General features: G+C 69.6%; 17 protein-coding genes. 9 read left to right on the top strand and 8 right to left on the bottom strand.

Annotation, left to right across the window (positions count from 1 at the left end; genetic code table 11):
- The 3 genes from E3T23_RS08385 to E3T23_RS08375 form a co-directional block, all read right to left on the bottom strand.
- Nucleotides 1-2,676 (bottom strand): alpha/beta fold hydrolase (locus E3T23_RS08385; protein ID WP_134369933.1); only part of this gene is annotated, 2,676 nt, incomplete at its 3' end.
- Between the two features lie 17 nt (nucleotides 2,677-2,693).
- On the bottom strand, nucleotides 2,694-3,716 hold the full coding sequence (locus E3T23_RS08380) for a 3-oxoacyl-ACP synthase III (RefSeq protein WP_134369932.1): 1,023 nt from the start codon (nucleotides 3,714-3,716) through the stop codon (nucleotides 2,694-2,696).
- Nucleotides 3,717-3,890: 174 nt separating this feature from the next.
- Nucleotides 3,891-7,484 (bottom strand): proline dehydrogenase family protein, encoded by a 3,594-nt coding sequence (locus tag E3T23_RS08375; protein ID WP_134369931.1) that lies wholly within the window; start codon nucleotides 7,482-7,484, stop codon nucleotides 3,891-3,893.
- Between the two features lie 140 nt (nucleotides 7,485-7,624).
- Here E3T23_RS08375 and E3T23_RS08370 point away from each other — a divergent pair, with 140 nt between their 5' ends.
- From E3T23_RS08370 to E3T23_RS08355, 4 genes are all read left to right on the top strand, one after another.
- A complete protein-coding gene (locus E3T23_RS08370) occupies nucleotides 7,625-8,539 on the top strand; it encodes a LysR family transcriptional regulator (protein WP_134369930.1) in 915 nt (304 codons plus the stop codon).
- A 72-nt stretch (nucleotides 8,540-8,611) separates the two neighbouring features.
- Nucleotides 8,612-8,983, top strand: coding sequence for an META domain-containing protein (locus E3T23_RS08365; protein ID WP_134369929.1), 372 nt, complete (start codon nucleotides 8,612-8,614; stop codon nucleotides 8,981-8,983).
- Nucleotides 8,984-9,033: 50 nt separating this feature from the next.
- The gene (locus E3T23_RS08360) at nucleotides 9,034-10,641 is read left to right on the top strand and encodes a phytoene desaturase family protein (RefSeq protein ID WP_134369928.1); all 1,608 of its coding nucleotides are present in this window, start codon (nucleotides 9,034-9,036) and stop codon (nucleotides 10,639-10,641) included.
- An 89-nt stretch (nucleotides 10,642-10,730) separates the two neighbouring features.
- Nucleotides 10,731-11,243, top strand: coding sequence for an SRPBCC family protein (locus tag E3T23_RS08355; RefSeq protein WP_134369927.1), 513 nt, complete (start codon nucleotides 10,731-10,733; stop codon nucleotides 11,241-11,243).
- A gap of 30 nt (nucleotides 11,244-11,273) precedes the next feature.
- Here E3T23_RS08355 and E3T23_RS08350 read toward each other — a convergent pair whose 3' ends face one another.
- Entirely contained in the window at nucleotides 11,274-11,837 is a 564-nt protein-coding gene (locus E3T23_RS08350) for an acyl-CoA thioesterase (protein WP_134369926.1), read from the bottom strand.
- Nucleotides 11,838-12,136: 299 nt separating this feature from the next.
- On the opposite strand from E3T23_RS08350, the gene E3T23_RS08345 reads away from it, so the two are divergent.
- Complete coding sequence (locus E3T23_RS08345; RefSeq protein WP_198416199.1) at nucleotides 12,137-16,402, top strand: multicopper oxidase domain-containing protein; 4,266 nt, start codon at nucleotides 12,137-12,139, stop codon at nucleotides 16,400-16,402.
- An 87-nt stretch (nucleotides 16,403-16,489) separates the two neighbouring features.
- Nucleotides 16,490-17,128 carry a LysE family translocator gene (locus tag E3T23_RS08340; protein ID WP_134369925.1) on the top strand — a complete coding sequence of 213 codons (639 nt, stop codon included), beginning with the start codon at nucleotides 16,490-16,492 and terminating at the stop codon, nucleotides 17,126-17,128.
- A 185-nt stretch (nucleotides 17,129-17,313) separates the two neighbouring features.
- Here E3T23_RS08340 and E3T23_RS08335 read toward each other — a convergent pair whose 3' ends face one another.
- The gene (locus tag E3T23_RS08335; RefSeq protein WP_134369924.1) at nucleotides 17,314-18,231 is read right to left on the bottom strand and encodes an alpha/beta hydrolase; all 918 of its coding nucleotides are present in this window, start codon (nucleotides 18,229-18,231) and stop codon (nucleotides 17,314-17,316) included.
- 265 nt (nucleotides 18,232-18,496) lie between these two features.
- Between E3T23_RS08335 and E3T23_RS08330 the strand changes: the two genes are divergently transcribed.
- Both E3T23_RS08330 and E3T23_RS08325 read left to right on the top strand, forming a co-directional pair.
- A complete protein-coding gene (locus tag E3T23_RS08330) occupies nucleotides 18,497-19,468 on the top strand; it encodes an aldo/keto reductase (RefSeq protein WP_134369923.1) in 972 nt (323 codons plus the stop codon).
- 106 nt (nucleotides 19,469-19,574) lie between these two features.
- On the top strand, nucleotides 19,575-20,435 hold the full coding sequence (locus E3T23_RS08325) for an aldo/keto reductase (protein WP_134369922.1): 861 nt from the start codon (nucleotides 19,575-19,577) through the stop codon (nucleotides 20,433-20,435).
- A 35-nt stretch (nucleotides 20,436-20,470) separates the two neighbouring features.
- Here E3T23_RS08325 and E3T23_RS08320 read toward each other — a convergent pair whose 3' ends face one another.
- On the bottom strand, nucleotides 20,471-20,959 hold the full coding sequence (locus E3T23_RS08320) for a YbhB/YbcL family Raf kinase inhibitor-like protein (RefSeq protein WP_134369934.1): 489 nt from the start codon (nucleotides 20,957-20,959) through the stop codon (nucleotides 20,471-20,473).
- A gap of 209 nt (nucleotides 20,960-21,168) precedes the next feature.
- Between E3T23_RS08320 and trhO the strand changes: the two genes are divergently transcribed.
- The gene (gene trhO, locus E3T23_RS08315; RefSeq protein ID WP_134369921.1) at nucleotides 21,169-22,083 is read left to right on the top strand and encodes an oxygen-dependent tRNA uridine(34) hydroxylase TrhO; all 915 of its coding nucleotides are present in this window, start codon (nucleotides 21,169-21,171) and stop codon (nucleotides 22,081-22,083) included.
- Nucleotides 22,084-22,323: 240 nt separating this feature from the next.
- Here the strand turns inward: trhO and E3T23_RS08310 are convergent, their stop codons facing one another.
- Together E3T23_RS08310 and E3T23_RS15500 are read right to left on the bottom strand one after the other, a co-directional pair.
- Nucleotides 22,324-23,004: a GAF and ANTAR domain-containing protein gene (locus E3T23_RS08310; protein ID WP_134369920.1), complete on the bottom strand. Its 681-nt coding sequence runs from the start codon at nucleotides 23,002-23,004 to the stop codon at nucleotides 22,324-22,326.
- Nucleotides 23,005-23,193: 189 nt separating this feature from the next.
- Nucleotides 23,194-23,375: hypothetical protein (locus E3T23_RS15500; RefSeq protein ID WP_206750240.1), on the bottom strand; the 182-nt coding region annotated here is incomplete at its 5' end.

Below are 23,375 nucleotides of genomic sequence, written 5' to 3'. Positions count from 1 at the left end.
CGAAACGCGGCGGGCGGGCGCGACGGTCTCGACCACGGCGACCACCTGCTGGGTGCCGGCCGGCCCCACCCCGACGACGGCGGCCCGGGCCACCGCGGGGACGGACTCCACGCGCTGCTCGGGCCCGACCGGCGTGAGCACGCCGGTCGCGGTGGTGATCACGTGCGGCAGGCGCCCCTCCACCCAGAGACGTCCGGCGGAGTCGAGGTGCCCGACGTCGCCCGTACGGTGCCAACGCTCCCCGGGCACGGCGCCGCGGCGCGCGGCCCGGTCGGTCAGCCACAGGCGGTCGTAGTGGTCCTCGACATGCGGCGCGGAGACCACGATCTCGCCGGTGACCCCGGCGGCCACGGAGAGTTCGCCGGTGGCGTGGCCCAGGGCGTCGAGGGCACTCGTGCGGATGCGCGTGGTCGCGGTCGCGCGGCCGACGCAGACCCCGCCGGGGCCGGCCGGGGCATCCGTCGCCGCGGAGCCAGACAAGCCAGACCGGGCGGACGAGCCAGGCGAGGTAGACCAGGCGGTCGGCGAGACGGGCGCCGGACTGTTCTCGGCCATCGCCTCGCGGATGCCGTCGAGCGTGATGTCGGCCATCAGCAGCCCCTCGGTCATGCCGTAGGGCGTGTGCGCGGAGGCCGACGGCATCAGGCGAGCCGCCGCGGCGAGCAGGGGCTCGGACACCGGGGCGCCGGCGGAGAGGAAGCTCGACACGCCCGCGAGGCTGGCGTGGTCGGCGGCGGTGAGACTGCCGGCGGTGGCGACGACGTTGACCAGTGCGGCCGGGGACAGGAACACCACGGTCGCGTCGATGGCGGCGACCGCGGCGGCCACGGATGCGGCGGTCAGGGTCTTCGGCTTCGTCACGTCCATGTCGGGGGTCACCGAGCGGGCGCCGAGCGCCGGGCCGAGCAGCGCGAACGGGGCGAAGCCGGCCACCAGACCGGTGCCACGGCCCACGCCGTACTGCGCGAAGAGCGCGTGGCTGACCGCGGCAAGCTGGTCGTGCGTGTAGACGACGCCCTTGGCCGGGCCGGTCGAGCCGGAGGTGAACAGCACGGCGGCCGTGTCACCGGGTTCCGGCGGCGGCGGAAGCTCCTCGTCCACGCCCAGCGCGATCAGCTCGGCGAGGGTGGCGGAGATGTCGAGGGCGCGCATGGCGGCGCGGGGGAATCGTGCCACGGAGATCTTCTGGCCGGGCCAGTCGAGGGCCCGGGCGGCGAGCAGCCCGGGGGCGGCGCCGATCACGTGGTCGGGGCGTGCGCCGCGCACGGCGCGGGTCAGCCCGCGCAGGCCGAGGCCGGCATCCGCCACCACCACGATCGCGCCGATCCGCAGGCAGGCGTAGAGCACCGCGGTCAGGTCCGCGCCGGGCGGGATGAGCAGCGAGACCCGGTCGCCCTTCCGCACGCCCAGGCGGTCGAGGCCGCACGCGAGCTGCCGCACCCGCCGGGACAGCAGCCGCCAGCTGACGACGCGGGGAGCGCCGCCGCCCGGCGGGGCCATGTCGATCAGCGCGGTCTCGTCGCTGCTCTGGAGTTCGTCGAGGTAGTGCCAGAGCGGATGCCACTCTCCGGCCGCCCAGTCGCCCTCACCCGCGACCGGAATGGCACCTGGGGCAGCAACGGGGGCAGCAACAGTGGCGGCAGCAACAGTGGCGGCAGCACCAGCGGCGGCAGCAACGGCAGGACGGCCAGCGGGCATGCGGTCGCCGAGCCAGGTCAAGGCGGCCGCGGCGTAGTCGACGTCTTCCATCACGAGGTGCCCGGCCCCCTCGAAGCGATGCACGTCCGCGTGCGGCAACCGGTCCAGGAGGTCGTCGAGGTAGCGGTCGCTGAAAACGGGGTCGGTGGGTCCCCAGAGCATCAGGGCCGGCACGGCCAGGCCGCGGATGCCGCCGGAGATCCGGGCGAGTTCGGCCGCGCTCTCGTGCGCTTCGTGCACGGGGATGTCGGCGACGAAGGCCCCGATCCCGCCGCGGCGGGCCGCGCCGCGGTAGGGCGCGCGGTAGGCCTGCTTGACCGCGGCCGGGAGCGGCGGATGTGCGAGCGCCAGCGTCGTCTCCAGGAACGCCGGCGTGGCCACGGTGCCACGTCCGAGCACGCTGGTCTGCAGGGCCAGCCGCAGCGGGGCCGGCACCGGGGCGTCCCCCGGCTGGTGCACGGCCGTGTTGAGCAACATGACCCCGGCGAGCAACTCCGGGTGGTCGACGGCCCAGCCGAGCGAGATCGAGCCACCCCAGTCATGCCCGAAGGTGATCACCGGGCCGGACAGCCCGAGGGTGTCGGTCAGTTCGCCGAGGTCTTGCACGCGCGTGGCGAGCGGACGCCGCGCACCGCTCCGCTCGGAGAAACCCATCTCGAGTTGGTCCACGGCGATCACACGCCAGGCCTCGGAACCGTCGGAGGCCGCATCCGTCGCCGCCGCCACGAACTCGCGCCACAGGTACGACCAGGTGGGATTGCCGTGAACGCAGAGCACCGTGCCCACCGGGGTGACGCCCAGCTCGGCGAGGCGCTCCCCGTTGTCGAGCAGGTGCCAGGTGCGGGTGACCGGATGGCCGGACGCGACCGAGACGACCGGCACCAGTCGTGAGAATGCGGCATCGAGTCCCGGCAGCCCGGCCGGCGGCAGGGACGCGGGAGCCGGCGTGGCGGCGGCGCGCGGGAGACGGTAAGGCACGGGGCCCGAGCCGCGCTTCACCAGGCGAGTTCCATCATGGCCGTGTTGAGGCCGCTGCCGACGCCCATCAGCAGCACCCGGTCGCCGCTCGTCAGCCGCGCGGATTCCTCGGCCAGGGTGATCGGGATCGACGCGGGTCCCACGTTGCCGAACAGCGGATAGGTGAGCGGAACCCGGCTGCGGTCCAGCCCGGTCGCCTTCACGATCGCGTTGGTGTGCACATCCGACACCTGGTGCAGGATGTACCGGTCCATGCCCGACCAGTTCCAGTCGCGTTGAGCCTCGGTCCAGGCCGAGACGACGAGCTCCATGCCGCCCTCGAGGAGCGCCTTGGCGTCGGTGAACATACCGTCGACGCTGCCGACACAGAGGCCGTTGAACTGGGTCGCGGCGCGGGTCACGCCGCCGAGGATGCGGTGGCCTTCCGGATGCGCGTCGGCCCTCCCGAGCACGGCCGCGGCCGCGCCGGAGCCGAGCGTCAGGCTCGCGAACTCGCTCATGAAGTCCTTGCGGTTGATATCCGGGCGGCCGAGGCGCTCGATCGTGTTGGTCTGGATCTCGTCGGCGTCCTCGCCGTCGATGATCACGGCGTACTGCACCTGGCCGGAGTCGATCAGCTGCGCGGCCAGGGTCATACCGTTGACGAAGCCGAGGCAGGCGTTCGCGATGTCGAAGTTCGTGGCCGAGGAGGGCAGGCCGAGGCCGTGGTGGATGCGCACGGCCACCGAGGGCTCGAGGTGTTTGCGGGTCACCGAGGTGTTGATCATCAGGCCGACCTGGCCCGGCTCGACGCCGGCGGCGGCCAGGGCGCGCTTGCCCGCGGTGACGGCCGCGTCGTCGAAGGCCTGGCCGGGAGCCCAGTTGCGGCGCTCGTGCACACCCGCCACCCGCTGGAGCAGGCCGCTCGGCAGTTTCAGCCGCTTGAGGGCCGGCTGCAATCGACGATCGATGTCCACCGAGGTCGTGATCTGCGGGGCGAGCTCGCTTGCCACCGACAGCAGGGCGACATTCCGGTGCGTCGTCGTTGCGTTACCGTCCAACTGTGGTTCCCCTGTCGAATTGCAGCAGCGGTCAGCCACGCCACGGTTATTGTGCACCAGAAGCCTGATCGTTGTCCGCACAGCTGCTGTGCGCAGTCGACCGCCGACTGCGGCCACCACAGGCCTATTTTAGCCTTGTGGTCCGCCGCAGTCGCGCGGGCGGGAACCCGGCCCCTAGATGAGGCCGTCGGAGAGGGTGCTCGGGTTGCCGAAGCGGTGCGCGGTGATCGAGATCGCCTGCTCGCGCAGGAACGGCAGCAGCTCGACCCGGCCCGCCTGGGTGACGGGGTGCGCGTAGACGGCGATGTCCGGGCTGCCGCCGAGCACGTGGGCCAGGCGGGAGGCCTGCTCGTGCGCCCCCGCCAGCCGGTCCCCGCCGATCAGGCGCACCCGGCCGGTGCGGATGCCGCCGGCCCGGGCCCGCTCGAGCCATTCGCTGTCGCTCTCGACCGACACGACGGTCTCGCGCTCGGCGAGCACGTTGCGCACCATCGGCGGCACCGGGATGGCGCTGGAAACCTCGAACGAAGCCGTTGACAGGGTCGCGGCAGCGATCACCCGCAGCAGGTCGGAGAGCGTGCCGTCCTCGGTCAGACGCACGGTGACGGGCAGCGGGCGGTAGCGGAACAGGTTGCGTTCGAGGCCGAGGTCCGAGACGTCTTTCACCGCGCCGAACTCGTCGCGCCAGGCCAGAGCGTCGCTCAGCGCCGACCGGCGCAGCACGTCGAAGTCCGCGTAGTCGAGCACGGTCTGCGCCGCCTCGATCAGGGCGGTGACCGCCTGGTCGAGGCCGCGCAGGTGCAGCGTCGAGCTGTTGCGGCCGGGTTCGCTCACCCAGCTGCCGAACCCGTACAGGTAGTTCGGACCGCCCGCCTTGGTGCCGGGGCCCACGGCCGACCGCTTCCAGCCGCCGAAGGGCTGGCGCTGCACGATCGCGCCGGTGATGCCCCGGTTCACGTAGAGGTTCCCGGCCTCGATCGTGTCCAGCCATTCGGCCAGCTCGGCCGGGTCCAGCGAGTGCAGCCCCGAGGTGAGGCCGTAATCGACCGCGTTCTGAAAACGGATGGCCTCGGCCAGGGTGCGCGCATGCATCACTCCGAGAACGGGCCCGAAGAACTCGGTCAGGTGGAAATAGGAGCCGGGCAGCACCCCGGTGCGGATGCCGGGCGACCAGAGCGCGCCGGACTCGTCAAGCTGCTGGGGCTCGACCAGCCACTGTTCGCCGACGCCGAGCGTGGTGAGGGCGTGCAGCAGCTTGCCCTCGGCCGGTTCGATCAGGGGGCCCATCTGGGTGACCGGGTCGGCGGGGCGGCCGACGCGCAGGGAGGTCGCGGCATCCGTCAACTGGCTGAGGAAGCGCTCCGATTTGGCGACCGATCCGACCAGGATGACCAGGCTCGCGGCCGAGCACTTCTGCCCGGCGTGCCCGAATGCGCTCTTGACGACGTCGGCTGCGGCCAGGTCGAGGTCGGCGGAGGGGGTGACGATGATGGCGTTCTTGCCGCTCGTCTCCGCCAGGAGAGGCAGGTCTTCGCGGAAGCTGCGGAACAGCTGGGCGGTCTCGTACCCGCCGGTCAGGATGACCCGGTCGACGGCCGGGTGCGAGATCAGGCGGGTGCCCAGTTCCCGGTCCGCGAGGTCCACCAGCACGAGCAGGTCGCGCGGCACGCCGGCCTCCCACAGCGCCTCGACCATGACCGCGCCGGAGCGCTGGGCGAGCTTGGCGGGCTTGACGACGACGCCGGAGCCCGCGGCGAGGGCGGCCAGCACGCCGCCGGCCGAGATGGCGACCGGGAAATTCCACGGCGGGGTGACCACGGTCAGCTTCGAGGGCACGAAGATCGCGCCCTGCACGGCGTCGAGGTCGCGGGCCCGTTCGGCGTAGTAGTGGGCGAAGTCGATCGCCTCGCTGACCTCCGGGTCACCCTCGGCGATGGTCTTTCCGGTTTCGGCGGCCATCACCTCGATCAGACGGTCGCGGTTCGCGGCGAGCGCGAGCCCGGCCCGGTGCAGCACGGCGGCACGCTCGGCGCCGCTACGCTGCCCCCAGGCGGCGCCGCTGGCCGCAGCGCCCTCGATCAGGCGGTCCAGCTCGGCCGGGTCGCTGACCCGGGCGTCCCGGATGGCGTCCAGGCCGAGCGTGGACGTCTCCACCCGGCTCAGGATGCGCCGGCCCCAGGCCCGGTTCGCGGGCAGCGACGGGTCCGTGTCGGGCTCGTTGTGGAAACCGGTGGGCGGTTGGCTGTCGGTGGTCGAGCCGCGGGTGAGCCCGAGCACGGCGGCGGTGAGCCCGACACCGGACTCGTCGGCGAAGCCGTCGTCGGACTCGTCGTCACCGGGCAGCACCCCACCGCGGTCGACGGCGTCGAGCTGGTCGGCCTGGGTGCGGTCCTGGCGGCGGTTCGGCTGCGGGACGACCGCGTCGAGGGCCGCGAGAGAGGCCCGGAACCGCTCCGTCTCGCGGTCGAAGAGCTCCGGGGAACTCGTCAGCTCGAACACCGCCGACATGAAGTTGTCCTGGCTGGCGTTCTCCTCGAGGCGGCGGATCAGGTAGCTGATGGCCACGTCGAATTCGGCCGGGTTCACGACGGGCGTGTAGAGCAGGAGGCGGCCGACGTCCTTGCGAACGGCCTCGGCCTGGCTGGTGGCCATGCCCAGCAGCATCTCGAACTCGACCCGGTCGTCCACGCCGCGCTGGGTGGCGAGGAGGTGGGCCCAGGCCACGTCGAAGAGGTTGTGGCCGGCGACGCCGATCTTGACGGCATCCGTGTTCTGCGGTGTGAAGGCCCAGTCGAGCACCCGCTTGTAGTTCGTGTCGCTGTCCTGCTTGGTGGAGTAGGTCGCCAGCGGCCAGTCGTGCACGGCGGAGTCGACGTGTTCCATGGTCAGGTTGGCGCCCTTGACGACGCGCACCTTGATCGGGGCTCCGCCGGCGGCCCGGCGGCCCTGGGCCCAGCGGGTCAGCCCCTGCAGGGCCCCGAGGGCGTCGGGGAGGTAGGCCTGCAGCACGATGCCGGCCTCCAGCCGCAGCAGGTGCGGCTGGTCGAGGATGCGCTCGAACACCGCGATGGTGAGGTCGAGATCGCGGTATTCCTCCATGTCGAGGTTGATGAACTTGGGCGTCGTCGACGATTCGGCGAGTTCGTAGAGCGGGGTCAGGCGTTCGACGACCCGGTCGACGGCCTCGTCGAACGACCACATCGACAGCTGGCTGGCGATGGAGGAGACCTTGATCGAGACGTAGTCCACGTCGTCGCGGGCCAGCAGGGCCCGCGTCCCCTCGAGGCGGCGCAGCGCCTCCTTCTCCCCGAGCACGGCCTCGCCGAGCAGGTTGATGTTGAGCCGGTTGCCGGACTCGCGCAGGTGCGCGATCGCCGGGCCGAGCTTCTCGGGCGTGGCGTCCACGACCAGGTGTCCGACCATCTGGCGCAGCACCTTCCGCGCCGCCGGGATGACCACCCAGGGCACGACCGGGCCGAGCACCCCGCCGAGGCCGATGGCCCCGCGCATGTAGGAGGGCAGGAAGCCGGGCGCCTTCTTGGCGACCTTCGCCAGGTTGGCGCCGGCGACCATGAGGTCTTCCGGGCGCATGACCCCGTCGACGAAGCCCACCGTGAAGTCGAGTCCGTTGGGGTCTTTCAGTACGCCGGCGAGGCGCTCGGCCGACACGTCGGCGGGGATGGTGGCGCTGTCGGCGAGCCACTTCTGCACGAGGGCGACGACATCGTCGCTGAGATCGTGCTGCACGGACGGAGAGGAGTTGGTCATGGTCACGAGGCTAGTTCTTTCGTTCGCGGCGGACGGCTGATTTCAGTGTGTGGTGTCCGTTCCTTTAGCAAAAGCGAATCTTTATGACCGATATTGATTAGCATTAGTAATCAATATCGAGTCGATTGAGGAGGTGACGGATGCTGGATGTCCGCCGACTGCGCCTGCTGCGCGAGCTGAAGATCCGCGGCACCCTGGCCGGGGTGGCCGAGGCTTTGGCCTACAGCCCGTCCGCCGTGTCGCAGCAGCTCACCCTGCTGGAGAAAGAGGCCGGGGTTCCGCTGCTGCAGAAGGTCGGACGAAGGGTGCGGCTCACCCCGCAGGCCGAGGTGCTGGTGCTGCACACAACGCACCTGCTGGAGCGGTTGGAGCTGGCCGAGGCGGAGATGACCGCGTCGCTGACGACGGTGTCCGGCACCGTTCGCGTGGCCCTGTTCCAGTCCGCGGCGCACGCCGTCATCCCCCGGGCCCTCACGCTGCTCGCCGAGGAGTTCCCCGAGCTGCGGGTCGAGGTCACCGAGCGTGAGCCGGAGCGCGGCCTGTTCGAGGTCTCCGCGCGCGATTTCGACCTCGTGCTCGCCGAGCAGTATCCCGGGCACACCCGGGCGCGCTGGCCTGACCTCGACCGGGTGAACCTGGCGACGGATGCGCTCCGGCTGGCCGTTCCGCCCCCGGACGGCGGTCGCCAGCCGGCCACCCAGCTCGCCGATGCCGCCGACCTGCCCTGGGTGATGGAGCCGGAGGGTACCGCGTCGCGGCACTGGGCCACCCAGCTCTGCCGGTCGGCCGGATTCGAGCCCGACGTGCGGTTCGAGACCGCCGACCTGATCGCGCACATCCGTCTGATCGAATCGGGCAACGCCGTCGGCATCCTGCCCGACCTGATCTGGGCCGGGGAGACGCCCACCGTGCGCGGTGTCGAACTGCCCGGCAGCCCGCTCCGCACCGTGTTCTCCTCGGCCCGGCGCTCGAGCGCCAGCCGGCCGGGGGTGCTCGCCGTGCGCGACGCCCTGGCCCGCGCCGCCCTGCTGTTCGCCGTCCCGGCGAAAGGTTGACCGACCCGGGCATTCACCGTTGAATGGGTGCGTCCGGTGACTCGCGCCGACACCCGTGAATGGAGTCCCGCCATGTCGAAGCCGACCGCCCTGATCGCGTTCGCCGCGGTCACCCTCGCCCTGGGCCTGGCCGGATGCTCGGCCGGCTCCGCCGGCGCGGAGGTGACGGGCACGTGGGGCACCCCCGACGCCACCGGCACCCCCGGACTCGAACTGAACGCCGACGAGTCCGTGACCGGCACCGACGGCTGCAACCGGATGGTCGGCACCTGGTCGCTGAACGGCGACACCGTCGAGTTCGGCACGTTCGCGTCGACCCTGATGGCCTGCGAGGGCGTCGACACCTGGCTGAGCGGAGCCAGCACGGCCACCGTGGACGGGGCGACCATGACCATCCAGAACGCCGGCGGCGACGAGATCGGCACGCTCGAACGCGTCGACTGACGCTGCGGGCCGGCGCATGAGAAGTGTCGGTGCATGAGTAAGGTCGGTGCATGAGCGAACCCACACACGACGTCGTGATTGTCGGCGGCGGACACAACGGCCTGACCGCCGCCGCCTATCTGGCCCTGGCCGGCAAGAGCGTGCTCCTGCTCGAGCAGTGCGAGCTGGTCGGCGGCGCGGCCATCTCGGCCCAGGCCTTCCCCGGCGTCGACGCGCGGCTCTCACGCTACTCCTACCTGGTCAGCCTGCTGCCCGAGCGGATCATCGACGAGCTCGGGCTCGACATCGGGCTGGCCCGGCGCCGTTACTCCTCGTACACCCCCGACCCGGCCGACACCCGAGCCGGACTCCTGGTCGACCGCGGCGACGAGCCGGCCACCCGCAGCAGCTTCGACCGGGTCGGCGCGGCGGCCGACGTCCCCGCCTGGAACGACTTCTACCGCGACACGGAGAACGTCGCCCGGGCGCTCTTCCCCACGGTCTGCGAGCCGCTGCCCACGCGCTCCGAGGCGAAAACCCTGGTCGGAGACGACGCGGTCTGGGAGCAGTTCTTCGAGCGGCCGCTCGGCACGGCCCTGCGCGATCGCTTCCAGAGTGACCTCGTGCGCGGGGTGGTCGCCACCGACGGCCTGATCGGCACCTTCACGTCACTGGACAGCCCGGAGCTCGACGCGAACCGCTGCTTCCTCTACCACGTCATCGGCAACGGGACCGGGGACTGGGACGTGCCGGTCGGCGGCATGGGCGCCGTCTCCGGCGAACTGGAGAAGGCCGCCCGGCAGGCCGGCGCCCGCATCGTGACGGGGGCAGAGGTCATCGGTGTCACGCCGGAGGGCGAGGTGCGCTACCGGCACGGCGGCGCCGTGCGGGTGGTTCAGGGCCGGCATGTGCTGGCCAACGTCGCCCCATGGGTGCTGCGGGACCTTCTCGGCGAGGCCGCGCCGACATCCGTGTCCTCCGACGTCGTGCACGGTGCCCGGTTGGGCGTCAAACCGGAGGGCGCGCAGGTCAAGGTGAACCTGCTGCTCCGCCGGTTGCCGCTGCTGCGCGACGCGACCGTCTCCCCCGAGGCCGCGTTCGGCGGCACCTTCCACATCAACGAGACCCTGACCCAGCTGGAGAGCGCCTACGACCAGGCCGACCGGGACGGCTTCCCCGAGCTGCTGCCCTGCGAGATCTACTGCCACTCGCTCAGCGACCCGAGCATCCTCTCACCCGAGCTCGTCGCCGCCGGCGCGCAGACGCTCACGGTGTTCGCGCTGCACGCCCCGCACCGCTGGCTCACCGAGGAGAACAACGACGACAGCCGCGACCGGCTCCAGGCCGCCGTTCTGGCGTCGCTGAATTCCGTTCTGGCCGAGTCCATCGAGGATCTGCTGCTGACGGATGCCGCGGGCCGGCCCTGCATCGAAACGAAGACCACGCTCGATCTGGAGCATGCCCTCAACCTCCCCGGCGGCAACATCTTCCACGGCCCGCTGGAGTGGCCGTTCCTCGAGGAGGACGAGCCGCGGTCCACCGCGGCCGAGCGCTGGGGAGTGGCGACGGAGCATCCGCGGATTCTGGTCTGCGGGGCCGGCGCCCGGCGCGGCGGCGGCGTCAGCGGCATCGGCGGGCACAACGCGGCCATGGCCGTGCTCGAGGAGGAGGACTCGTGAACAGCGCCGGGGCGTGGCTGCTGGCCCCGGCCGGGAGAAAGGCATAGTTTTGTAGTGAGGCCCGTGCCTCACTCAACGTGGAGGTTCGCATGACATTCAAGCCAACCGGACGCCTTGCCTATCGCGAAGACGGTCTGTACCTCATGCTCGACCGGCTCTTCACCGCGTCCAAGGAAGACGTGTGGGCGAGCGTGAGCAGGTCGGCCGGCCTCCACGGCTGGATCGGAACCTACACGGGCGCTCCCGAAACCGGCGCCGTGCGTTTCAAGCTCGACGAACCGGATGCCGAATGGGAGTACGTCAGCATCGTCCGGTGCATCCCGCCGAAGCGATTCACCGCCGACATCGGCGAGGGTGACGAAGGCCGGCATGTCATCCTGCACCTCGTCGAGGGAGCGGGGATGACCACCCTCACCTTCGGCCAGCGCCTGCACTCCGCCGCGGAAGCCGCCAGCGTCGGCCCGTTCTGGGACTACTTCCTCGACCGCCTCGTGGCGGCGCGCGCGGGTCGGCCGTTGCCCGACCGGGCCCACTACAAGCCCCACGTCGAGTACTACAGCGAACTCATCCCGCCCAAGAAGGCCACCGAGCCCACCACCTAGCAGCAGCGGACGACCGCGCCCGGCCTCCGGTCAGCCCCAGAGGCTGGGGGCGGCGGCGCGGGTGGCGGGCATCGCGACATCCGCGCTCCACTCCAGCAGCCAGGCCGGCACCGTCACGTCGTCGGGCACCGCGCCCACGGCGTCGACGAGCTCGTCGATGCCCACGACCCCTCCGCTGCGTTTCAGGAAGCGGCCGCGGATGAAGCCCTGCGCGTAGATCTCCGGGGTGCCGTCGGCGTCCGGCCGCACGAACCGCTGCTCCACGTAGACGGCCTTCTCGTCGAAGCCCAGGATGCGCGATTCCACCGTGAACTTCTGGCCGAGGGTCAGCGACTTGCGGAAACTGATCGTCTCCGACACCACCACCGGGTACCAGCCGCGCTTCAGGAAGATCGCCCAGATGCCGGTGCGGTGCAGCATGTCGAAGCGGGCGATGTCCATGATCGACAGGTACACGCCGTTGTTCATGTGCCGGAGAATGTCCTGATCGGTCGGCAAAGTGACGAACCGGGTGCTGGCCACGTCGTAGTGGCCCATGCGGGGCCCGAACCGCGACAGGACGGAGTGCAGGAGGGTGCGCCAGAGCATGTGCATCCCCGCAGGCTAGCGGGACGCGCCGGATGCCCCCGTCTCCGTTGTGCGAGGCCCACAAGCATCCCGCCCGGCACGGGGCCTGCCGTGCACGACGACGACAGTCCGCGGCCCGCCGGAGCCCCGCATCCACGAGCGAGTGCCGGCTCGGACGGGACCTCGCGCCGTGCGATTACACCGGTTTTGGCAGGTGGTCTATCCCCCACCGGAATCAGCGGCACCGCTCCCTGGAGGACTACATTCCGCCGTGGACGTACGGACTGCGTCCGCGAGCGGGGGACCTGAGAGAACGGAGCACGACGGTGAAGATACTCCCGACGATAGCTGCCTTGGCGGCCATCACCCTGTTGCCCATGGGGCTGGCCACGGCTTCCGCCGCCACCTTGACCGGTGCCCGTCCCGCTGCGCTGGTCGCGGCGGCGCCCGACGAGAGCAACCGTTACAAGGACAAGGCGGCGAAGGTCAAGGAGACACAGGAGAAGAAGGTCGACCAGGCCGACCGTGAGGCCGCCGCGGCCCGCGCCCTCCAGGACGGTGCACTCAACCCGCTGATGATGGTGGATGCGCAGATGGCGGCCATGGCGGCGCCGGGCGAGGCGCCCCGATACTTCAGTCATCCGAACTACGCGAACAGCCCGCTGCCGGTGGTCACCACCACGCCGGGCGCCCAGACCACTATCGGCAACGAGCTGATCGATCGTGCGTTCGCCACCGACGCTGCGGCCACCGTTTTCGTGGTGCTCGACGACGCCCTTCCGGACGGGCTGCTCACTGGCTTCCAGGTCTGGAACCAGGCGAACGTCGATGCCGCCCTGGCGTCGGCCGGGAAAACCTTCCACGCCTACCTCCTGCGCCCGACGCGGTTCGCCAACCAGTACAGCGTCGTGTTCGACAGCGGCCGACTGACCATGCCGGCGCTGGCCGACCCCGCCGCGGGTGCAATCGCCACCTTCGGCGTCGCCAACCTCGCCACCCAGGCGGGCGACCGGCTCGCGTTCTACGGCCAGGGTGTTCCCCTGGACAACGCGACAGGCACCGACGCGGTCCACTACCCGTCCCCCCTCAGCCCGTTGCAGGGCGAGGCGGTCACCCTTCCATCCGCCGACTTCCCGGCCTACCAGGATGTGCGCACCTACTCCTTCGCCGCGACGCTGGCCGGCGCGGACCAGGTCGAGGTCACACCGGGTACCGGCATCCGCAAGTTCGTCGACCCGCTGCCGGCACTCGAGGCTGCCGTGCCGGATACCACGACCTATCCCGGCTCCGACTACTACGAGATCGGGCTGGTCGAGTACACCCAGCGGCTGCACTCGGACCTGCCGCCAACCAAACTGCGCGGGTACGTGCAGCTGAACGGCGGCGATGGCACGGCCAGCTACCTGGGTCCGGCCATCGTGGCGCAGAAGGACAGGCCGGTGCGGATCACATTCAAAAACCAGCTTCCCGTCGGCGCCGGCGGCAATCTGTTCCTGCCGGTGGACACCACGGTGATGGGGGCGGGCATGACGCCTGATGGTCACGAGGCGATGGAGGCGATGCCCGAGATGGGCGACCCGCAGGTCCCCATGTGCAACGACCCCGCGACGAAGACCGCCATGGTGGCCGCGGGGCACTGCTACTCGGACAACCGGGCGATCGTCCACCTTCATGGCGGGATCACCCCGTGGATCTCCGACGGCACCCCGCACCAGTGGATCACCCCGGCCGGTGAGGACACCCCGTTCCCCGAGGGCGTGAGCGTCAAGAACGTGCCGGACATGGCGAACGTCGACGACCCGAAAGACGGCGTCCAGACGCTGTATTACACCAACGCCCAGAGCGCGCGGCTGATGTTCTACCACGACCACTCGTGGGGCATCACGCGCCTCAACGTCTACGCCGGCGCTGCCGCGCCGTACATCATCCAGGATGCGACCGAGCAGGCCCTGGTCACCGCCGGGACCATCCCGGATGCGGCCTCGACGATCCCTCTGGTGTTCCAGGACAAGACCTTCGTGCCCGATGACACCCAGCTCGCGCAGCAGGACGAGACGTGGGACAAGGCGGCCTGGGGTGGTAAGGGCAGCCTCTGGCTCCCCCACGTCTACTCGCCGGCGCAGAACCCCGGAGACGCCTCCGGTGTCAACGCCTTCGGACGCTGGGCCTACGGGCCCTGGTTCTGGCCGCCGACCAACGTGAAGTACGGCCCGATCGACAACCCGTACTTCGATGCCGCGTGCGACCCCGAAGCGGGCTGGTGCGAGCCTCCCCTCATGCCGGGTGTCCCGTTCAACTCGATGGGCATGGAGGCGTTCATGGACACGCCCGTGGTCAACGGTGCGGCCTATCCGACGACGACCCTGGAGCCCAAGCCGTACCGCTTCCGGATCCTCAACGCGGCCAACGACCGGTTCTTCAACCTGTCGCTGTACCAGGCGGTCGATGCGAACGGCACCGTGTGCGACGGCGCCACCACACCGGTGGCGGAGAGCACCGGGGTGGCCTGCACCGAGGTGGCGCTCAACCCCGACGAAGTCGCTGCGGCGCTCATCGACCCCACGGTTCACCCGACGCCGGTCACCGGAACCGAGGGTCCGGACTGGGTCGTCATGGGCACCGAGGGCGGCTTCCTTCCGGCTCCGGTTGCGGTGCCTGCGCACCCGACGACCTGGGTGAACGACCCGACCGTGTTCAACGCCGGAAACGTCGACCAGCACTCGCTGCTCGTCGCACCGGCCGAACGCTTCGACGTCGTCGTGGACCTGTCGCAATACGCGGGACAGACGCTGATCGTCTACAACGACGCCCCCGCCGCCTTCCCGGCCCGCGACCCCCGCTATGACTACTACACCGGAAACGGCGACTACCGCGACTCCGGCGGCGCGTCGTCGACCCTGCCGGGGTACGGCCCCAACACCCGCACCGTCATGCAGATCAAGGTGGCGGCCGCGACACCGGCTCCCGCGTTCAACCTTGACGCGCTCAACACCGCATTCGCCCACACGGCTGACGGCACGGGCGTGTTCGAGTCCGGACAGAAGCCGATCGTCGTGGGCCAGGGCGAGTACAACAGTGCCTACGGCACCACCTTCCCCACGAACGGGGCCCTCAACGGCACCGTGAAGATCTTTGACTCGTCCCTGACGTTCAACCGGCTCGTCGACCCGGACGCCGCGACGGCGCCCGGCGCCCCGTTCACCACCTCGACCGCGGCCGAACAGCTGACCACGGATCTCAAACCGAAGATGATCCAGGACGAGATGGGAGAGGCGTTCGAGCACGAATACGGGCGGATGAGCGGCTACCTGGGCGTGGAGACACCCACTGCCCAGGCCGGTCTGCAGAACATGATCCTGTACGAGTTCTCGTTCCCGCCCACCGAAGTGCTCGACGGAATCGAGCTGCCGGCGGGTATGGAGGCCACTCCGATCGCTACGGCGGCCGACGGCACGCAGATCTGGAAGTTCACCCACAACGGGGTCGACACACACCCGATTCACTTCCACCTCTACGACGTCCAGCTGCTCAACCGGGTGGGCTGGGACGGCATCGTCCGCAAGCCCGATGCCACCGAGCTGGGCTGGAAGGACACCGTCCGGATCAGTCCTCTCGAGGACACGATCGTCGCGTTGCGGCCGATCATCCCGCCCATCCCTGCTGCCTGGAACGGGCTGCCCAACAGCGTCCGCCTGCTGGACCCGTCGATGCCGGCCGGTGCCTACCTGGCCAACACGACCCAGCAGGAGGCGGCCGGACTGCCGATCTTCGCCTTCAACCCCGCCGGTGAGCCGATCGACGTGCGCAACCACTACGTCAACTTCGGCTGGGAGTACGTACTCCACTGCCACATCCTCAGCCACGAGGAGATGGACATGATGCGCTCCCAGGCCGTGGCGGTGAACCCGACGGCACCCACCGACGTCTCATTCGTGCAGACCGGCACGGGCAAAAACCGGATCTTCACGGTCCGCTGGACGGACACGTCGAAGAACGAAACCGCCTTCGTCATCGAGCGGCGCATCGGCACCACCGGCGCGTGGACCCAGCTCGCCATGACCCAGACCGAGAACCGGGTCAACCTGATTACTGCCCCCACGGGGACGACCACCACCGGCGCAGCCACCGGCCCGGCCTCGTACATCGACCGGATCGGCAACACGAACACCCTGTATCAGTACCGGGTGTACGCGATCAACACGGTCGGTGACACGTGGAACTACTCGAACCCGGCGTTGAACAACCTTCCCGCCGGGGGTGGGTTCCCGACGATCACGGTCGACAGCCGTGGCCCCGGTCAGCCGGCGAGCAGCGCGGTAGCGGCGCCGACCAACCTCACCGGGACGCTCACCGTGGCGAACAGGAAGACCTCCACGGTGAAACTCAACTGGGCGGACACGGCAAACAACGAGACCGGGTTCCTCATCCAACGCACCAACATCGACGGCACCAACGTCGTCAATGCGACTGTGGGTCCGACCATCACCACGTTCAGCCAGGCCGTCACCTCCGGGGTCAGCTACATCTACCGGGTCCAGGCCTTCAGCGACACGACGCAGTCAGGCTGGTCCAACACCCTCCGGCTGCCGTGAGTCTGCGGTAACCGCTGGCCGGGGAGCCCGGGAGGATGCGAAGGCATCCGCCCGGGCTCCCCGCTGTTCGGGTCTAACATTTGGTACATGGTTCCGCTGCCCAACCTGCTGACGTTCGCGCTGGCATCCGTCGCCCTGATCGCGCTTCCCGGACCCACCGTGCTATTCGTGATCGGGCGGTCCCTGGCTCTCGGACGCCTCGGCGGCCTCCTCAGCGTTCTGGGCAACGCGCTCGGGCTGATCCCGGTGATCGCGGCCGTGGCGCTGGGTCTCGGCGCGATCGTGACCGGGTCCGTCGTGGTCTTCACGGTGATCAAGTTCGCCGGCGCCGCGTACATCGTCTACCTCGGCGTGCACGCCATCCGGCACCGGCACGCGGCCGCCCAGACCCTGGGCCCGAGCATCGTGCCCAAGACGACGTGGCGCCTCCTGGCGGAGGGATCGGTGGTGGGGATCAGCAACCCCAAGTCGATCGTGTTCTTCGTGGCCGTGCTTCCCCAGTTCGTGGACTACTCGGCCGGAGCGGTGCCGCTGCAGCTGCTGACCCTGGGCCTCGTGTTCGTGGTGTTGGCGCTCGTCGGCGACAGTGTGTGGGCTCTCGCGGCCGGCTCGGCACGCGATTGGTTCGCTTCGTCGCCCCGCCGCATGGAGCACCTCTCGGCGAGCGGCGGCGTCATGATGATCGGCCTCGGCGGCGTGCTCGCCGCCACGGGCGCCCAGGCCTGACCCTGCCCGCGGTGGCTGAGCCTATCGGCCGCTGGCCGTCGGCACCGGTGGTCGAGCACGTCGAGACCCGGCGCGCCGACGTCCGGAGGTTCCCTCTCCCGGTCCACACCCGTCGCGGCGCACCTTGCGGAAGCGGGCGCACGATAGACCATGCGCCGGCTTCCACAGGGTGCGCCGCGAACGTTCTAGGCGGCCGCGAGCGGGGCTACGACGACGGCGGCGGGCACCCCGGCGACGCGACGCACGAAGGCGCCCAGCCGGCGGTAGACCTCCTGCGATTCCGGGTGCGCGGCATCCTGCTGCCAGGTGTGGCGGGTGTTGGCCTGATGCCGGTCATAGATCAGCGTGTCGACCTCGAGCCCGCGCCCGCGCAGCGCTGCGATGAAGTTGAGGTTCGCGCGGTAGAAGTAGTCGCGCTCCGAGGTGGTCACGAACACCGGCGGGAAGCCGTTGTCGAGCCATTCGATCGGGGACATGAATCGGGCCGCGGTGCGCAGCACGACCCCGCGGCCGCGCTCGGGCAGCAGCATCCGCAGAAAATTGAGGCTCAGCACGAATCCGCGCTCGAACATCACCGAGATGTCGGCGATGCTGCAGTGCTGCACGAGCCCGCGCAGGTTCTCCGGTGCCACCCGGGGCCGGATGTCGTAGTAGGAGGCCAGGACCGGGTCGAACGCCGACGCGGCCAGCAGGGCAGCGATGTGGCCGCCGGCGGAATCGCCGCCGAGCACGATCCGGCGGGGATCCCCGCCGAACTCCTCGATGTGGCGGGCCACCCAGCGAAGCACCTCGTTCCCGTCGTCCAGCATGTGCTTCAGCTGGAAGCGCGTCGCCATCCGGTAGTTCGCGTTGACGACGACCATGCCGTCGATCGCCTGGCTGGCCGCGTACTTCGTGAGCGGCGCCTTGTCGCCCGAGGTCCAGCCGCCACCGTGGAAGTAGACGTAGACCGGCAGCGGCCCCGGCGCCTCGTGCGGCACCAGCACGTCGAGGCGATGGTCACGGATGCCGTCGCCCACGTAGTCGAAGTCGAAGTGGTAGTCGACGGCGTCGATGGGCTCCGCGTTGAATTTGTGCAGCTCGCCGGCCGAGACCCGGTGCATCAGCGCGCGCCACGCCCAGACGGGGACGCGGGAGAGGCTGGTTTCGCGGTGCCTTTTGGGGCAAGGAGGTTCAGGGAGGGTCGGGTGGCTCATCTGGCGGTGCTGCGGATCCGGTTCACCCTTGAACTGTAAGTGGTCGTTCCGCGAGCAAGCTGAGAGAGCCTCAGTTGCCGCTGCCCCTCCCGCGATTGAGAGATCGCGCGCCGGCGGCCGCACCCAAGCTCCAGTTGGACAGGCCGCTCGTCGCAGGAGGATGCTTGGGACCATGGACTACACACAGCTCGGCCGCTCCGGCCTCGAGGTATCACGCCTCTGCCTCGGCACCATGAACTTCGGCCAGTGGACCCCGGAAGCCGAGGCGCACGCGATCATGGACTCGGCCCGCGGCCACGGAATCAACTACCTCGACACTGCGAACGTCTACGGCGACAGCGCCGGCAAGGGCGGCACCGAGAAGATCATCGGCAACTGGTTCGCCCGGGGCGGTGCGCGTCGTGAGGGAACCGTGCTCGCGACCAAGCTCTACGGCGATATGAGCGGGTTGCCCAACGAAGGCAAGCTCTCCGCACTCAACATCAGGCGCGCGCTAGACGCCAGCCTCACCCGGTTGCAGACGGACTACATCGACGTCTACCAGTTCCACCACATTGACCGGAACACTCCATGGGACGAGATCTGGCAGGCGATGGAGACGGCCGTCGCGCAGGGCAAGATCCTCTACGCCGGCAGCAGCAACTTCGCCGGCTGGCACATCGCCACCGCCCAGGCCGAGGCGAAGCGGCGCAACTTCACCGGGCTGGTCAGCGAGCAGTCGATCTACAATCTGCTGACCCGTGACATCGAGCTCGAGGTCATTCCCTCCGCCGTCAGCAACGGCTTGGGCATCATCCCCTGGTCGCCGCTGCAGGGCGGGCTGCTGGCCGGGGTGCTCCGCAAGGAGCAGGAGGGCAAGCGCCGCCTGGAGGGCAAGGTCAGCGAGCTGCTCGAGAGGAACCGCGCCGCGATCGGGCAGTACGAGGACTTCTGCGCGGAGCTCGGCCATGAGCCGGGAGACGTCGGACTGGCCTGGTTGCTGCACCAGCCGGCGGTGACCGCCCCGATCGTGGGCCCGCGCACCCTGGGCCAGTTGGATGCCGCGGTGCGCGCACTCACGGTGAGCCTCGATTCCGCCTCCCTCACCCGGCTGGACGAGATCTTCCCCGGCCGACGGCCGGCGCCGGAGCACTACGCCTGGTGATGCCACCAGCCGACCGCCCTCAACCGGGGCCGGGCGACGCTCCGCCTCGCACCCTCACCGTGGCCGCAAGGCCGGACACCGGCCTCGCCCGGGGATCGAAGGACTCATGAAGACCAGACTCATCGCCCAACACGAAGTCAGCGCCATCGGGCTCGGCGGCATGCCGATGTCGATAGAGGGGCGACCGGATGCCGCACGCTCCGTGGCCACGATTCACGCCGCCCTCGAGGCGGGCGTCACCCTCTTCGATACGGCGGATTCGTACCACCTGCACAGCGACGAGGTCGGCCACAACGAAACCCTCATTGCCGGCGCGATCGCGTCGTGGGGCGGCGACACGTCGAACGTGCTCGTGGCGACGAAGGGCGGGCACCTCCGGCCGGGGGACGGCACCTGGACCGTGGACGGCCGTCCCGACCACCTGAAGCGGGCCGCCGAAGCGTCGCTGAAGCGCCTCGGCGGCGACGCCATCGGGCTCTACCAGTTCCACAGACCCGACCCGGCCGTGCCCTACGCCGACTCGATCGGAGCCCTGAGCGAGCTGCTCGATGCCGGCACGATCGAACTGGCCGGCATCTCCAACGTGAACCCGGAGCAGATCCTGATGGCCAGCGAGATTCTGGGCGGCCGCCTGGCGTCCGTGCAGAACCAGTTCTCCCCGGCGTTCCGCAGCAGCGAGCCCGAGCTGAGGCTCTGCGACGAGCTCGGGATCGCGTTCATCCCCTGGAGTCCGCTCGGCGGCATCCAATCCGCCGAGTCACTCGGGGATCGGTTCCCCGCGTTCGCGTCCGTCGCCGCCGAACGCGGAGTGACTCCGCAGGTGGTCTGCCTCGCCTGGCACCTGTCGAAGTCGCCTCACGTGATCCCGATCCCGGGAGCCTCCCGCCCGGAAAGTATCCTGGATTCGGTTCAGGCGACCGAGTTCACGCTCACGGCGGAGGAGTCGGCGACGCTCGACGCCGCCTGAGCGCGCACGGCCGGCAGCCGCGTTCGGGGCGGTGCCTAGCGGCGCTTCAGGTCGGCGCGGGCTCCGCCGAACACGCCCGTGGCCTCGAGCACGGCCCGGCCCAGCGTGTGGGAGTGCAGGTTGAACCCGAGTACGGCCGGGGTCGAGTCCGGGTCGACGTCGAGTCTGGCCACGTCGACCGCGTACACGATGAACTGGTACCGGTGCGTGCCGGTGCCGGCCGGCGGTCCCGCGCCGACGAAGGCCGGCCGCCGGGCCTCATTGGGCAGGGTGACCGCGCCAGGGGGCAGCAGGCGCCCGCCCGGCGCTCCGGCCCCGGCCGGCAGGGAGGTGCAGGTCGCCGGCAGGTTGAAGACCGCCCAGTGCCAGTACCCGGAACCGGTCGGCGCGTCGGGGTCGTACACGGTCACGGCGAAACTCTTCGTCCCGGCCGGGAACCCCGACCAGGACAACTGCGGCGACACGTTCCCGCCACCGGACCCGAGGCCGAACTGCGCCGCGGCGAGCGGGGCCCCGTCGGTCATGTCGGTGCTGGTCAGGGTGAAGAGCGGGACCTCGCAGAAGCGGGCGAGGGGGTCGTTCCGGGCCACGTTGCCTCCAATGGTTGCCAACAGTTTAGACGACCGTCCCGCACGGCGCCCTGTCGGAGGGAACCGGCGTTCACGGAGCGGACCCGGCGTTTGGCTTGCGGGACCCGGCGTGAACCACGCGTCAAGCTCGGTAAAATGGCGTGGTGGCCATTCCGAAGATTCTGCTCTACTACGTCTTCACCCCGCTGGCCGACCCCGAGGCCGTGCGCCTCTGGCAGCGGGACCTGTGCGAATCGCTGGGACTGCGCGGGCGCATCCTGATCTCCGCCGACGGCCTCAACGGCACCGTCGGCGGCGACCTTCCCGCGATCAAGCGCTACCTGCGAAAAACCCGGGACTACGCCCCGTTCAAGCACCTCGACGTCAAGTGGAGCGAGGGCAGCGGTCTCGACGAACAGGGCCGAAGCCTCGACTTTCCCCGGCTGGTGGTGAAGGTGCGGGACGAGATCGTCAGCTTCGGCGCACCCGGCGAGCTGCGGGTCGACACCAATGGGGTGGTCGGCGGCGGCGCCAAGCTCTCCCCGGCCGAGTTGCACACCCTCGTCGGCGAGCGCGGCGAGGAGGTCGTGTTCTTCGACGGTCGCAACGCGTTCGAGGCCCAGATCGGCCGCTTCCAGAACGCGATCGTGCCGGATGTCGCCAACACCCGCGAGTTCGTGGCCGAGCTGGAAAGCGGCAAGTACGACCATCTCAAAGACAAGCCCGTCGTCACCTACTGCACCGGCGGCATCCGCTGCGAGGTGCTCAGTTCCCTGATGACGGAGCGCGGATTCGGCGAGGTCTATCAGCTCGACGGCGGCGTCGTGCGTTACGGCGAGGCCTTCGGCGACGACGGCCTCTGGAACGGGTCGCTCTACGTCTTCGACCAGCGGATGTCCCTGGACTTCAGCGACCACACCGCCGTGATCGGGCACTGCTTCTTGTGCGGCGAGCCCACGAAGAACATGCTCAACTGCCGGGATCTCTCCTGTCGCGAACAGCTCGTCGTCTGCCCGAGCTGCGTCCTCGCCGAAGCCCCGGCCTGCCCCGCCCACGCCGACACGCACGCCGAGGCCTGACCGGCCGCCCCGCACCCCTCGTGCACAGGGCCGGGAAGCCCTGCTCGACAGCGCCAAACTCCGGGTTCATACCGTGGAACCAGGCCTGGACTACCTTCGGGCTCTCCCGTTCGTCATCCGGGCAGCGAGATATCCGATGCCCACAGCACTCGCTGCTGACCCGATCCGGCCCCACTCCTGCCGGAGAAATCACGCCCCTTGGCGGGACGTGGCCAAGGCACATTCGAACGGGTTTCTGAATCATCTGGATTGGCCTCGACTATCCACAATTTTTCCGGCGATATCGCTCGATCGTCTATCCGTCTTCCGCGCATGAGCGCGCAAGAGCGAGAACGCGGCGCCCATGGGCACTCCATACTGCTGAGCGAGGACCCCTTTGGCTAGTTCTATCGTCACCCGAGCGTCGAGCGCTTGCTGCAATTCCTCGTCGAGGTTGGTTGTCGCGACACGGACCAAGGCCTCGATCGACGCAGCATCTTTGTCATTCATTGGGCCGAGCTCGTCCGAAAAGAGACACAACACCCCGAGGTTGTGTCCCCGGCGATGTAAGGGGACCACGTGCGCAGCCTGGAACCCGCGGGCTTCGGCGATGGCAGCGAACGTAGGCCAAGCGCGCCAAGATGCAGCGATGTTTGGCACGTCCAAAGTTTCACCGGTACGAAACGCCACCAGGCACGGCCCTTGTTCAAAGCCCAGCTGCGCTTCCTCGACGTCACCGCTCCTCTCCTTCGAAGAGGCGACAACGTGAAGGTGCTGAGTGCAATCAGCTAACAAAATTCCGGCCTCGACAACACGCGTGGGCGAGGTTGCGCCATGCACCAGTTGGTCAAGGGTGTCGCTGGCTTCGTAGCCCGATTTCGACGTCTCCGCGAGTGCCCTAGTGACCTCGACTAAAACCTTCCCGTCGTTGGGCAGACTCATTGGCGAGCGCTACGCCTGACACTGACGCTCCACAATTCTTTCGCCGCGACCTCAGACCGACAGACGCAGGACCCGCGATGGGTGCATCATGCCCGCCTGGGCGGGCCCGGCTGCAGCTCGCCTGTGCCATCGGGCGAGTCGTCGACAATAGCGACCCCTACATAGAATTCGCTGGGGCTGAACAAAGGTTCAAGGGGATCGTCTCGAATCGGGCACGGCGATCTCGGCGACCCAGATGGCGATGACTTCAGTTAGGTCGTCTGAGAACTTAGGTGCACTGCCGCGCGTGGCAGAGTGTGGCAACGTCGGCGGGTGATCGAAACCATTCATCGGGTCTCGCACGGGAGTGAGCGCGGTCATGCGCTCACCAG

The sequence above is a fragment of the Cryobacterium cheniae genome, from assembly GCF_004403395.1.
In the GTDB taxonomy this organism is placed as follows: Bacteria; Actinomycetota; Actinomycetes; order Actinomycetales; family Microbacteriaceae; genus Cryobacterium; species Cryobacterium cheniae.
This window is presented reverse-complemented; position numbering and strand designations above follow the sequence as displayed.